At 74.5% G+C, this 12,677-nt stretch carries 9 protein-coding genes; 1 reads left to right on the forward strand and 8 read right to left on the reverse strand.

The window, feature by feature from the left end; translation table 11 throughout:
* From ACIGXM_RS29350 to ACIGXM_RS29365, 4 genes are read right to left on the reverse strand one after another with little or no spacing between them, the layout of a single operon-like run.
* Positions 1-1,815: an IucA/IucC family protein gene (locus ACIGXM_RS29350; RefSeq protein WP_396566090.1), complete on the reverse strand. Its 1,815-nt coding sequence runs from the start codon at positions 1,813-1,815 to the stop codon at positions 1-3.
* Positions 1,793-3,169, reverse strand: coding sequence for a lysine N(6)-hydroxylase/L-ornithine N(5)-oxygenase family protein (locus ACIGXM_RS29355; RefSeq protein WP_396566092.1), 1,377 nt, complete (start codon positions 3,167-3,169; stop codon positions 1,793-1,795). Before ACIGXM_RS29355 ends, ACIGXM_RS29350 begins: the two co-directional genes overlap by 23 nt.
* Positions 3,169-3,816: a GNAT family N-acetyltransferase gene (locus tag ACIGXM_RS29360; protein WP_396566161.1), complete on the reverse strand. Its 648-nt coding sequence runs from the start codon at positions 3,814-3,816 to the stop codon at positions 3,169-3,171. The genes ACIGXM_RS29355 and ACIGXM_RS29360 overlap by 1 nt, the downstream gene beginning before the upstream one ends.
* Positions 3,699-5,564 carry an IucA/IucC family protein gene (locus tag ACIGXM_RS29365; RefSeq protein WP_396566163.1) on the reverse strand — a complete coding sequence of 622 codons (1,866 nt, stop codon included), beginning with the start codon at positions 5,562-5,564 and terminating at the stop codon, positions 3,699-3,701. The genes ACIGXM_RS29360 and ACIGXM_RS29365 overlap by 118 nt, the downstream gene beginning before the upstream one ends.
* A gap of 218 nt (positions 5,565-5,782) precedes the next feature.
* On the opposite strand from ACIGXM_RS29365, the gene ACIGXM_RS29370 reads away from it, so the two are divergent.
* A complete protein-coding gene (locus ACIGXM_RS29370) occupies positions 5,783-6,943 on the forward strand; it encodes a trypsin-like serine peptidase (RefSeq protein WP_396566094.1) in 1,161 nt (386 codons plus the stop codon).
* A 70-nt stretch (positions 6,944-7,013) separates the two neighbouring features.
* Here the strand turns inward: ACIGXM_RS29370 and hflX are convergent, their stop codons facing one another.
* From hflX to ACIGXM_RS29390, 4 genes are all read right to left on the reverse strand, one after another.
* Positions 7,014-8,528 (reverse strand): GTPase HflX, encoded by a 1,515-nt coding sequence (gene hflX, locus ACIGXM_RS29375; protein ID WP_396566096.1) that lies wholly within the window; start codon positions 8,526-8,528, stop codon positions 7,014-7,016.
* Positions 8,529-8,588: 60 nt separating this feature from the next.
* Positions 8,589-10,889 carry a RelA/SpoT family protein gene (locus ACIGXM_RS29380; RefSeq protein ID WP_396566098.1) on the reverse strand — a complete coding sequence of 767 codons (2,301 nt, stop codon included), beginning with the start codon at positions 10,887-10,889 and terminating at the stop codon, positions 8,589-8,591.
* Positions 10,890-11,050: 161 nt separating this feature from the next.
* Entirely contained in the window at positions 11,051-11,935 is an 885-nt protein-coding gene (gene dapF, locus ACIGXM_RS29385) for a diaminopimelate epimerase (protein ID WP_396566100.1), read from the reverse strand.
* A 50-nt stretch (positions 11,936-11,985) separates the two neighbouring features.
* On the reverse strand, positions 11,986-12,471 hold the full coding sequence (locus ACIGXM_RS29390; RefSeq protein ID WP_396566102.1) for a hypothetical protein: 486 nt from the start codon (positions 12,469-12,471) through the stop codon (positions 11,986-11,988).
* Positions 12,472-12,677 lie beyond the last annotated feature (206 nt).

Here is a 12,677-nt window from a genome sequence, read left to right on the forward strand (position 1 = left end):
CTACGGGGCCGGAGTGACAGTGCGGTCGCGCGGACCGGGCAGCACCGCGGCCGGCTGGTGCAGCGGGTTGCGCACCCGCCCGTGCACCGCCGCGTGCGGCCGCTCCGGGCGGTCCCGGTAGCCGTCCAACAGCAGCCGGTTACGGTTCAGGCAGAGCCGGTCGATCTCCGGGGTGAGCAGGTCGAAGAGCGCGAACCGGTCGGCGAGTTCGGGGAACCGCCGGTGGTACGCCCGGATCTCGGCCCGCAGCAGCGCCCAGAACTCCGACTCCGGCAGCCCGAGTCGGGCCTCGAACAGCGGCGCCAGGTAGCGGTAGACCCCGATGAACAGCCCCGCGTGCAGGAACTGGCAGAGCCCGGCCGGGGGTTCGCGCAGCAGCACGGCGGCCACCGCGGGCGGCAGGGCGCGCAGCTCGGGCAGGTCCTGGTCGCTGATGTTGACGTCGTCGACGAAGTCCTTGACCGCCAGGCGCACCGGGACGTCCCGCTCGTCGAAGAGCACGATCGCGTTCTCGCCGTGCGGGGAGAACACCGTGCCGTAGCGGTAGAGGAAGTGCAGCAGCGGCGGCAACATCACGCCGAACAGCCGGCGCAGCCACTCCCGCGGCGCGAGCCCGGAGCGGGCCACCAACTCCTCGACCAGCGCCCGCCCGTCCGATCCGGTCTGCAGCAACGCGGCCAGCGCCCGGGCCCGCTCGCCGTGCGCCAACCGCGGGCCGAGCGGCTCCCGCCAGATCGCCCCGAGCAATTCCTTGTACTGGTAGGGCGCGTCCCGCAGCCGGGCGTAGTGCGGGTGCTCGACGGTCACCGAGGCGACCTCGCCGAGCAGCACCACCCGGCACTCCTCGCGCAGGAACGGGTCGCGGTCGCGCAGCCCGTGGATCCAGCCGGTGACCTCGGGCGCGGCGAGCGTGCGCTCGGTCGGCAGCCCGCGCCAGACCAGGGTGTTGAGGATGGCCAGCGGCAGCTTGACCGTCCGCCGGTGCGGCGTCGTGGCGTTGAAGAAGGAGCGGATGGACTGCTGGGGCAACCGCAGGTCGCCGTCGGCGGGCAGCAGGACGATCCGTCCGTCCGCCACCCAGGGCGCGAAGAGCGGCAGGATCGTCTCGTCCCACTGCCAGGGGTGGACCGGCAGCAGCAGGTACCTCCCGGGGTCGCGGCCACGGTCGGCCAGCAGCCGCCGGTAGCCCGCCAGCACCTCCGGGTCGAGCTCCGAGCGGTAGAGCGCCTCGGCCTCGGCCAGCTCGCCGACCCCCCGGTAGGCGGCCAGCTCGCGGTGGACGGCGAGCCAGGGCAACGCGCCCGGGGTGCGTGCCTCCGGGGCCCAGCGGGCGGCGTCGGCGGCCGAGAAGCCCAGCCGGCCCTTGTTGGGCACGATCCACGGGTGGCCGCCCTGGTGGCCCTCCAGCTCGGTGTGGCCGAGGTCGGCCAGCGCGGCGGCGGGCAACGCGCCGGCCGCCAGCCGGACGTCGGCGAGCAACGTGGCGGTCAGCTCGCGGACCAGGTGCCCGACGGTGTCCCCGGAGAGCCCGAGCAGCCGGCGGGCCGCCAACAGGAAGGCCAGCGGGTCGTCGGCGGGTGCGCCGTCCCGGCGCACCGAGGCCGGCTCGACCTGCCAGCCGCCGTAGGCACCGCGCCGGGCGGCGAAGCGGTACTCCGAGCCGTCCGGCAGCGGAAGGCGGTAGCCGTCCGCGACGGGTTCCGGATCGAGCAGTTCCTCGTAGCTGAACTCCGCGAGCATCTTCGCCAACAGGGCGCGGCCGGCCCGCTGCCAGCGCTCCGGGGTCAGCAGCTCATCGGCCGGCGACTGGGGCACGGTTCCACTCCTCGGGGAAGGCGGCCTGGGCGGGCAGCAGGGCCGGACCGAAGCTGGTCCAGGCGGTCCGGGCGGGCAGCCGGTGCACCGTCCGGCCGGTGAGCGCGTTGAGGATGACGGCCGCGCGGTGCGCGCCGAGGCCGAGGTCGGGGGTGCCCACGCCGTGCGTGTGCAGCTCCGCGTTCTGCACGTAGAGCCCGCCGGTGACGGCCGGCCGGGTGGCCACCCGGTGGTCCAGGTCGACCCGGTAGCGGCCCCGCTCGTCCCAGTCGATCAGCTCGGCGAGCGGTTCCAGCGCGGCCGGGCGGCCGGCCCGGTAGCCGGTGGCGAGCACCACCGCGTCGGTGCGCACCACCCGGCGGGCGCCCGAGTCGCGGTGCAGGCAGCGCAGCTCCAGGCCGCCGCACGGGCCCGGCAGGGCGGCGGTGACCTCGGTGCCGGGGGTGATCTCGGCGTCCGCCGCACCGATCGGGCGGCCGATGGTCCGCTCGTACAGCTGGTCGTGGATCTCGGCCAGGGTCTCCGCGCTGGCCGCCTTGTGCAGCTGCCACTGCTCGGCCACCAGCCGGTCGCGGACCGGGCCGGGCAGGGTGTGGAAGTAGCGGGTGTAGTCGGGGGTGAAGTGCTCCAGGCCGAGCTTGGAGTACTCCATCGGGGCCAGCGCCCTGGTCCGGGTGAGCCAGCGCAGCCGGGTGCCGTCGCCGGCCCGGGACCGCAGCAGGTCGAGGAAGACCTCGGCGCCGGACTGCCCGGAGCCCAGCACGGTGATGTCCCGGGCGCTCGCCAGGCCGTGCCGGCGGTCCAGGTAGCGGCCGGAGTGGAAGACGGCGGGATGGTCGGCCAGCCGGTCGAAGGCCTCCGGCAGCACCGGGTCGGTGCCGACCCCGAGCACCACGTTGCGGGCCCGCACCTGGTGCTCGCCGCCGGCCGAGCGCAGGGTGGCCGTGAAGCAGCCGCCGGCCCAGCGGATCGCGGTGACCTCGGTGCCGAACCGGCAGGAGGGCAGCCGCTCGGCCGCCCAGCGGCAGTAGTGGTCGTACTCACGGCGCGGCAGCTGGAACCGCTCGGCGAAGTAGAAGGCGAAGAGCCGATCCTGGTCACGCAGGTAGTTGAGGAAGGACCACGGGTTGGTGGGGTCGACCAGCGAGACCAGGTCGGCCAGGAACGGCACCTGCATCCGGGCGCCCTCCACCAGCAGGCCCGGGTGCCAGCGGAACTCCGGCTTGCCGTCGCAGAACAGCGCGCGCAGGCCGGCCACCCGGTCGGCCAGCGCGGCGAGCGAGAGGTTGAACGGTCCGATGCCGACGCCGAGCAGGTCGTAGGGCTCCGGCCGGGCCTGGTACGGGGTGTCCATCACGAGCTCCTCGCGGTCGGGCGGTCCCGGATCATCAGGGCCGCGCGCTTCTCGGGTAGGTGGAGTTCGCCGGTCTCGGTGAAGCCGGCCCGTCGGAAGGCCCGGACGGAGGCGGTGTTCCGCACGTCCGGCTCGGCGACCACCCGCGGGCCGCGCCGCAGCAGCTCCTCGGTGACCGCGTCGAGCAGCACGGAGCCCAGGCCCCGGCCGCGCGTCTCCGGCGGCCCGAGCAGCAGGTGCAGGCCGGTGTCGTCGGGCCGGGCCGGGTAGTACCCGGCCAACCGGTCGTGGGCGGCCGCGTAGACCTCCCAGTAGCTCATCGGCGCTCCGTCCAGCAGGCCGAGGTACGGCACGCTCCGGCCGTCGCCTTCCAGTTGGGCCCCGACGTGCCGCTCGGTCAGCTCGGCCGGACCGGCCAGCTCCCAGAACGCGGCCACCGCCGGGTCGTTCATCCAGTCGGTGATCAGCGGCAGGTCGGCCGGCCGGACCGGACGCAGCCGGAACTCGCCGGCCGCCGTGGCCGCCCGGATCACCCGGCGGCTCCGGCGGCGACCGGGTTGGCGATGTCGACGTAGACCGACTGCGTCTCCACCGGGCCGACCAGCTCGTCCAGCCCGTGCAGCCGGGTGAGCAGGTTGGCCTTGCAGCGCAGCCGCGGGGCGTCCAGCAGGTGGGCGGGGAGCGTGGAACCGGTGGCCCGGGCGGCCGGCCCGGCCAGGAACCCGCGCAGCGCCGCGAGCAGCACCTGCTCGTCGGCCAGCCGCTGTGAGCCGAAGGCGCCGATCAGGCCCAGGATGTGGTTGATCCCCAGGTAGTAGGCGAACCGCTCGTCGGCCACCTGGTCCGGCACGAAGGTGTCGCTGGCCTTGCCCAGGCCGGGCAGCCGGCGCTCCAGCCGTTCGGCGTGCGCCGCGCGGAAGTAGTAGCCCTGGTTGTCGCGGAACCGGCCGCCGCTCGGCCAACCGTCGGCGTCGAGCAGCACCAGGCTGTTCTGCTGGTGCGCCTCCAGGGCGATCCCGGCCCGGCCGTCCAGCCAGAGCACCGGGAGCACCACCGCGTCCAGGTAGCGCAGGAACCACTCGGCGGCCACCGTCTGCAGCGGCCGGCCGCAGCGCTTGGCGAGCGCGCGCAGCAGGTCGCCGAGGGCGGACGGCACACCGGGCGCGGCTTCACCGAGCGGCCGTTCGGCGACCAGCCCGGCCACGCAGAGCGCCCGGTCACCGGGGGCGAACGGCTGTTGCCGCAGCACGGTGTCCAGCCCGCCGGCGACGTGCTCGGGCAGACCGGGCAGGTCGACGCCGATCCAGGCCGGGTCGCGGACGATGTCGAAGCCGGGGTGCTCGGCGTGCCACTCGGCGGCCAGGCCGGCGGCCAGCAGCCGGTGCACCTCCAGACCGCGGTGCAGCTCCTTGCGCAGGTTCTCCCGGCGGGAGTTGGTGATCCGCAGGCCGAGCGAGAGCTTGAGCATCCAGGGCGTGCCGGGGCGGCAGACGGTGCGCACCGAGGAGGTCGGGTGCCAGGGCTCACCGTGCGCGCCGAGGTCGTGCAGCCGGCCCTCGGCCAGCAGCCGGGCGATCGCCGGGCGAAGCGCCGCCTCGCGGGCCTGCCAGGGGTGCAGGGGCAGCGCGGCGGTGCCCGGCGGGAGTAGCCCGGGGGTGCCGAGCAGCTCGGCGGTCAACCGCGTGGCGTCGGTGTCCAGCGCCGAGCCGGAGGCCAGCAGCTCGCGGTCGACCGCCCACCAGTGCAGGGCGAAGGAGCCGCGCAGTTCGGGCGAGTAGGCGGCGCTCTGGGCCGGGCCGAGGCCGTCCCGGCTCTTCGGGGTGGGGTGCAGCGGGTGACCGAGCAGCAGGGACTGCTCGGCCCGCAGGAAGGCGGAGTCCGGCTCGGGGCCCGGGTTGGCGCGGCGGTACTGCAGGATGTCGGCGGTCCGGCGGACCGAGTCGGCGACCCGGCCGGCCAGGTCGGCGACCTGCTCCGGGTCGGGGTGCTCGGTGGCCGACCGGGCCAGCAGCGCGGCCGTGGTGACGGCGTCCACCGGTGTGCCGCCCTCGGCCGTACCGGCCGCCAGGGCGACCGGTCCGAAGCGGTGCCAGCCGCACGCCGACCAGTGCCGGACGTCCGCCAGCAGCCGGGCCGCACCGCCCAGCACCGGGATCCGCAGCCGCCCGTCCTGGTCGGGCCGGGCCCCGGTCTCCCGGCACCAGCAGCGCAACAGCGCCTCCAGCGCGGCCTGCTCGGCCGCCACGGCGGCATCCTGGTGCAGCAGCGGGTCCGCCTCGGCGGACTGGTCCAGCTGGCGGGGGACGGTGGCCGGGACTCCGGTCAGGGCGGTGCTCACGTCGGCTCCTCGGGGCGCGGTGGACGTCGGACCCGGCGGCCCGGGGTGCCGGCGCACCCCGGCCGGGGACATCCGGTTGGTCCAACGAGCCAACCGCCCGTGAATCACGGTCGGCGTCCGCCCGACCCGCGTCCCGGTCACGAGCCGACGATCGCCCCGGTTGTCAAGCGACCAGGGGTTGTGGCACGCCGTCCCTCCCAGTGATGGGAGACTCCCAGATGCCCGACGGCGGCTCAGGCCGCCGGTGCTTGACTCCTCTTGGGGGAACCGAACGCATGTCACCGACGGACACCAGCCATCACCCGGCCGGCCGACGAACGGCCCGGCTGCTGGCGGCCGGCGCGGTCACCGCGCTGACCCTCGCGGCGGTCACCGCCTGCGGGCCGGACGACACCACGAACCCGCCGCCGAGCGAAGCGGCGGCCGCGTCCGCCACGGCCGGACCGACGGCGGCCAAGGGCCTGCCGGGCGGCCTGCCCAGCCTGGACGCGCTGAAGAAGTGGAAGTACGCGGACTGGGACAAGTGGGCGAAGCAGCACGTGCTCACCCCGGCCGCCAAGGGCTTCTGGAACGCCCAGAAGATGCTCCAGGCCAAGCCGCAACAGGTCCCGGTGGCGCCGCCCAGCCCGCCCGCGAACGACGCCAACGACCCGCTGCCGGCCGCCATCCAGGCCAGCCCGGTGGCCCACCCGTACAACCAGAACAAGGTGGACGGGAAGCTCTTCTTCGACGTCGGCCCGAACCAGCACGCGGTCTGCTCGGCCACGGTGATCTCCGACCCGCAGCACCCGGGCAAGAGCAACCTGATCTGGACCGCCGGCCACTGTGTCAGCAGCGGCAAGTCCGGTCAGCAGTACAGCAACGAGGTCTTCATTCCGGACTTCAACAGCTCAGGTGCGGTCAGCAACGGTCAGAAGCCGACCGACGTCTCGCAGTTCGCGCCCTACGGCCAGTGGATCGCGACCCAGGCCGTCGCCTCCCCGCAGTGGGTCGCCGAGGGGAGCGATCAGGGCAGCGCCGCCAGCCAGTACGACTTCGCGATCCTCCGAGTGGCGCCGGAGAACGGCACCAAGTCGCTGGAGGAGACCGTGGGCGGCTCGGTCCCGGTCTGGTTCAACGCCCCGCGCGACCAGCTGAGCATCACCGCGATCGGCTACCCGCAGGCGGCTCCGTTCAACGGCGTGGAGATGGAGCAGTGCAACGGCGGCAAGCCGTCGCGGCTCTCCTTCGACACCACCCGCCCGCCGATGGACGTGATCGGCTGCACCATGACCGCCGGCGCCAGCGGCGGCGGCTGGTTCTCGCTCGAGGACGGCAAGCCCGCGCTGGTCAGCAACACCTCGATCGGCCCGGCCGACAACAGCTGGCTGGCCGGCCCCTACCTGGACGACGTGGCGCAGAACGCGCTCGACTACATGTCGAAGTCGTCCTCCTGAGCCCGCGCGGCCGAAGGGCCCCGCTCCCAGATGGGACCGGAGCCCTTCGGCCACGCTCGGTGCGGGCGGCTCAGCGCTGGACGGCCACCGCGTAGCGCTCCAGCTCGGCGGCCAGCTCGGCCGCCACCTTGGCGCGCAGCAGGGTGCCCTCACCGGTGTGCTCGGTCTCCAGCAGCTCGCCTTCGGCGTGCACCCGGGAGACCAGGTCGCCCCGGGTGTACGGGACCAGCGCCTGGACCTCCACCGCGGGCCGCGGCAGCTCCTCGTCGATCATCTTGAGCAGCTGGTCGATGCCCTGCCCGCTGCGGGCCGAGACCACGATGGCGTGCGGCTCGCGGCGCAGCAGCCGCTGCAGCACGTGCGGGTCGGCGGCGTCGGCCTTGTTGATCACCACGATCTCCGGCACGTGCTGGGCCTCGACCGAGACGATCACCTCGCGGACGGCCGCCAGCTGGGTCTCCGGCTCCGGGTGCGAGCCGTCCACCACGTGCAGGATGAGGTCCGCGTCGGCGACCTCCTCCATGGTCGAACGGAACGCCTCGACCAGGTGGTGCGGCAGGTGCCGGACGAAGCCGACCGTGTCGGCCAGCGTGTAGAGCCGGCCGCCCGGGGTCTGGGCCCGGCGCACGGTCGGGTCCAGGGTGGCGAACAGCGCGTTCTCCACCAGGACGCCGGCGCCGGTGAGCCGGTTGAGCAGCGAGGACTTGCCGGCGTTGGTGTAGCCGGCGATGGCCACCGACGGCACCTGGTGCCGCTTGCGCTCCTGGCGCTTGGTGTCCCGGCCCTTCTTCATCTCGGCGATCTCCCGGCGGAGCTTCGCCATCTTCTCGCGGATCCGCCGCCGGTCGGTCTCGATCTTGGTCTCACCGGGACCACGGGTCGCCATGCCACCGCCGGACGAGCCGGAACCACCGCCACCCATCTGCCGGGAGAGCGACTGACCCCAACCGCGCAGCCGCGGCAGCATGTACTGCATCTGGGCCAGCGAGACCTGGGCCTTGCCCTCCCGGGACTTGGCGTGCTGGGCGAAGATGTCCAGGATCAGGGCCGTCCGGTCGACGACCTTGACCTTGACCACGTCCTCCAGGTGGATCAGCTGGCCGGGAGTGAGCTCACCGTCGCAGACCACGGTGTCGGCACCGGTGGCAGCCACGATGTCACGCAGTTCCCTGGCCTTGCCGGAGCCGATGTAGGTGGCGGCGTCGGGCTTGTCACGGCGCTGGATCACCCCGTCCAGCACCTGCGAGCCGGCGGTCTCGGCGAGGGCGGCGAGCTCGGCGAGCGAGTTCTCGGCCTCCTCGACCGTGCCGTCCGTCCAGACGCCGACCAGCACCACCCGCTCCAGGCGGAGCTGGCGGTACTCGACCTCGGTGACGTCCTCCAGCTCGGTGGAGAGGCCGGCGACGCGACGCAGCGCGGCGCGCTCGGTGCGGTCGTACTGGTCGCCGTCGTACTGGGCAAAGTCCTCGTCGATGGCCGCGAGGTCCTCGTCCATGAGGGCTTCCGCCCGGAGGTCGGCGGGGCGACGGGCGCCGCGCCCGGCACTCCCGGTGGTTGCTTCGCGGTTGTCGAACGTGGAGGTCATCGTGTCCTTAGGGGCTACTGGCTGAAGCTGGAACTGACTGGACCGGCGGGAGACCGCCGGTCACCCGTGGCCCGGCGCCGGGCCACTCGTCGGGGACAACGCGGCGGACCGGCCGGACATTCCCGATGGTCGCACGGGCGGGGCCGCCCGGTCACCCGGATTTGCCCCGGAACGGGCGTTCGGCCGCAACCGGGGCGGCCGGGGCGCGGCCAGCCCGGTACGGCGGACGTCGTAGACCCCGGAGACCCGCAGCATCGCGCGCATCACCACCGGCAGCGTCCGGGCGTCCGGCAGCTCGACCGTGTAGGTGTGCCGGACCCGCAGCTCGTCGGGCGGCTCGACCACCGCCGAGACGATGTCCAGCCCGGTGGCCGACATCGCGGCGGTCAGGTCGGCCAGCAGTCGGGGCCGGCCCAGCGCCTCGGCCTGCAGGGTCACCCGGAAGCCGGTCGGCGTGGCGGCCCCCGGCGCCCAGTCCAGCTGGAGCTGCCGGCGCCCGTCCCCGCACATCCGCTCACCGGTCGGACAGTCCGCGCGGTGCACCGCGATCGAGCCGCGGCTGGAACGGAACCCGGTCACCCGGTCCGGCGGCACCGGGGTGCAGCAGCGGGCCAGCCGGACCGGCGCGCTCGGGTACTCGGGGACGACCACCAGCCGCGGCCGGCCACCCGGCACCCGGGCGGGCTCCCGGGCGGCCGGCACCGGCTGGTCGGCGGGCGTGCCGGCGCCGGGGCGCTCGGCGGGCTCGACGCGCTCCGGGTGCTCGGTCAGCCAACGCTGGATGGCGAGCCGGGCGCCCGGCGTGCGGGCGCACTCCAGCCAGGCCCGGCTCGGTCCGGACGGCTCGCCCTGGTCCGGTCCGCCGTCCGGCTCGGTGAGGATGCCCAGCACGTCGCCGTCGCCGAGCGGGGTGGCCAGGCCGGTCAGCCGACCGTTCACCCGGGCCCCGATGCAGCGGTGGCCGACCTGCTCGCCGAGCTGGTAGGCGGCGTCCACGCAGCTGGCGCCGGCCGGTAGCACCAGGGTCGCGCCGTCCTCGGTGACCGCGGTGATCTCCCGGTCGTCGGAGAGCGCGGCGGTCAGGGTGGTCCAGAAGGCGTCCGGATCCGGGGTCTCCTGCTGCCAGGCGAGCAGCCGGCTGAGCCAGCCGGGCCGGCCCGGCCCGTCACCGCCGTCCGGTTCCACCGGGTCGGCCGCGCCCTGCTGCGGGCCGCCGAGCGCGACCACGCCGAACTCGGCGATCCGGTGCATCCGCGGGGTGCGGACCAGCACCTCGACCGGCGCGCCGGCCACCGACACGGCGGTGTGCAGCGACTGGTACAGGTTGAACTTGGGGGCGGCCACGAAGTCCTTGAACTCGCCCGGCAGCGGACTCCAGCAGGTGTGCAGCTCCCCTAGGACGGCGTAGCAGTCGGCGACCTCCTCGACCACCACCAGCAGCCGGCCCAGGTCGGCCGGCTGCGGCCAGGCGCCCGGCCCGCGGCGTAGCAGCACCCGGTGCACCGAGACGCAGTGCCGGGGCCGGACGGCGACCTCGGCGACCACCCCGGCCTCGGCCAGCTGCCGGCGCAGCGCCTCGGCGAACGGTCCGAACAGTTCCTCCTGGCGGACCTCCTGAGCGGTGATCAGGGTCCTGGTCCGGGCGTACTCCTCGGGGTGCAGGGTGGCGAAGACGATGTCCTCCAGCTCGGTCTTCACCACCTGGATGCCGAGCCGTTCGGCCAGCGGGATCAGCACGTCCCTGGTCACCTTGGCGATCCGGACCTGACTGGCGGGTTTCATGTGCCGGATCGTCCGCATGTTGTGCAGCCGGTCGGCGAGCTTGATCACCATGACCCGGACGTCGTCCCCGGTGGCGACCAGCATCTTGCGGAACGTCTCGGCCTCCGCGGCGGCGCCGAAGTCCACCTTCTCCAGCTTGGTGACGCCGTCCACCAGATAGGAGACCTCCGGCCCGAAGTCGGAGGCCACCTGACCGAGCGTCACCTCGGTGTCCTCCACGGTGTCGTGCAGGAGCGAGGCCACCAGGGTGGTCGTCTCGGCGCCGAGCTGGGCCAGGATCATCGTGACGGCGAGCGGGTGGGTGATGAACGGCTCGCCGCTCTTGCGCTTCTGGCCGCGGTGGCTGGCCTCGGCCGTCCGGTAGGCGCGACTGAGCAGTGCGAGGTCGGCCTGCGGGTGGTGGCGCCGGTGGGCCTGGACGATCGGCTCGATGGCGTCCGGCACCGGAGGGCGGCCGGTGGCCAGCAGGGCGGCCCGACCGGCCCGGCCGAGCGCGGCGCGGTTCAGTCGGCGCCTGGACTGCTGAGGAGCGGGAGAGTTGGGCTGGCCGGTCTGCGGCCGGCCGGCGTCGAGGGTCATGGCAACCTCCGGCAGCGAGCACCGGAGCGGCGACTGCCCCGGTGGTCCATGCTACCGAGGACAGCACGTTCCGCGAGGGGGCGCTTCCCGTCTGTTACCCAGACCACCCGAACGGGCGGATTCGTCGTCAGGTCGAGCGGGGAAGGCGCCCTCCCCGCTCGCTACCACCAGCTCGGGTCGATCGTCCCGCTCGCCACGATCACGGCCGGCCCGGTCATCTCCACCCGACCGTCCGGGTGTTCGGCGATCACCAGCCGCCCACCGGGCACGTCGACCGTGTACGTGACGGACCGTCCGGTGACCGCCGGGTCGAGGCCGTCCCGGCGGGCCGCGGCCACCGCGACCGCGCAGGCACCGGTGCCGCAGGAGAGGGTCTCGCCCGAGCCGCGCTCGTGCACCCGCACCGCGACGTGCCGCTCGCCCCGGTCGACCACGAACTCCACGTTGACGCCCTGCGGGTAGACCCCGGCCGGGGCGACCGCGGGGGCCGTCAGCAGGTCGCCGGCGTGCGCCAGGTCCGTGACGAAGGCGACGGCGTGCGGGTTGCCCATGTTGACGTTGCGGGCCGGCCAGCGCCGCTCCCCCACCGTGACCTCGATGCCGTCCGGACCGGGCAGCCGGGCCAGGCCCATGTCGACGGTCACCTCGCCGGGTGTGCCGTCCGGCCCGTCCGCGGCGACCACCGCCCGGCGCACCCCGGCCCGGGTGGCCACCGCGAGCGGGCCCGGCTCGGCCAGCCCGGCGTGCACCAGGTAGCGGGCGAAGACCCGCACGCCGTTGCCGCACATCTCGGCGATGCTGCCGTCCGAGTTGCGGTAGTCCATGAACCACTCGGCCTGGTCGGCCTGGGCCACCGCGGCCTCGTCCTTGGCCGAGCGGACCACCCGGAGCAGGCCGTCGCCGCCGATCCCGGCGCGCCGGTCGCACAGCCGGGCGACCTCGGCGGGGCCCAGGTCGAGCAGACCGTCCGGGTCGGGGACGATCACGAAGTCGTTCTGGGTGCCGTGGCCCTTGAGGAAGGGCAGGCCGCTGCTGGATCCGCTCACCCTGCCGATGGTACCGACCTGCGACGCGGCCCGGCCGGCCCGGCCCCGGGTCAGCTGCGCAGCTGGACGACCCGCCAGACGGCCAGCGCGAACGCGCCGCAGGCGACCAGGGTGTAGAGGACGATCGCGCGCCAGCCGGCCCGGCGGCCGGAGCCGCGCCGGGGCAGGCCCGGCATCGCGTAGCCGGCGTGCCTGGCCGCCATCGCGCCCCAGCCGACCGAGGCCGCGGTGAGCAGCAGGCCGAGCATGCTGACCATGGAACCGCCCTCGCCGGAGCCGAAGGCCAGCGGGAAGGCGAACATCAGCGAGCCGCCGATGCCGATCAGCACGATCGGCAGGATCTGCCACCAGCGCAGCCGGCGGCGCGGCCGGATCTCCCGTTCCAGGACGACCGGGTCGGCGGGCAGCCCCAGCGGTTCGTCCGGATCGCCCGGCAGCATCAGCTCGGCCGGCGGTAGCCCGAACGGGTCGTCCGCCGCCAGGCCCGCAGCGTGCTGCGGGAACTGCTCGGTATCGGGGCCGGGACCCGTGGACACGCGGCCTCCCCTGACAGTTCGTCGCGAACGGACTCGCGCCCGGATGGGACCGGCCCGCGCGACCGCTCCCTCTTCTTCTCGATAATGGCATGTTCCGGGACGCTCACAGCGCGTAGCGCGGTCCCCCGGGTGATCCGTGGCCATGACGTGATCCGCCCGTGACCGCCGCTTCCTCCTGCACCTGCAGGTGCGAGCGCAGCTGCACC

This window comes from Kitasatospora sp. NPDC052896 (assembly GCF_044547075.1).
Lineage (GTDB): Bacteria > Actinomycetota > Actinomycetes > Streptomycetales > Streptomycetaceae > Kitasatospora.

What these genes read in the sequence shown, in the direction of transcription:
- ACIGXM_RS29355 (WP_396566092.1), bottom strand. Translation starts at nt 3,169, where the DNA reads ATGGACACCCCGTACCAGGCCCGGCCGGAGCCCTACGACCTGCTCGGC.
- ACIGXM_RS29370 (WP_396566094.1), top strand. Translation starts at nt 5,783, where the DNA reads ATGTCACCGACGGACACCAGCCATCACCCGGCCGGCCGACGAACGGCC.
- hflX (WP_396566096.1), bottom strand. Translation starts at nt 8,528, where the DNA reads ATGACCTCCACGTTCGACAACCGCGAAGCAACCACCGGGAGTGCCGGG.
- ACIGXM_RS29380 (WP_396566098.1), bottom strand. Translation starts at nt 10,889, where the DNA reads ATGACCCTCGACGCCGGCCGGCCGCAGACCGGCCAGCCCAACTCTCCC.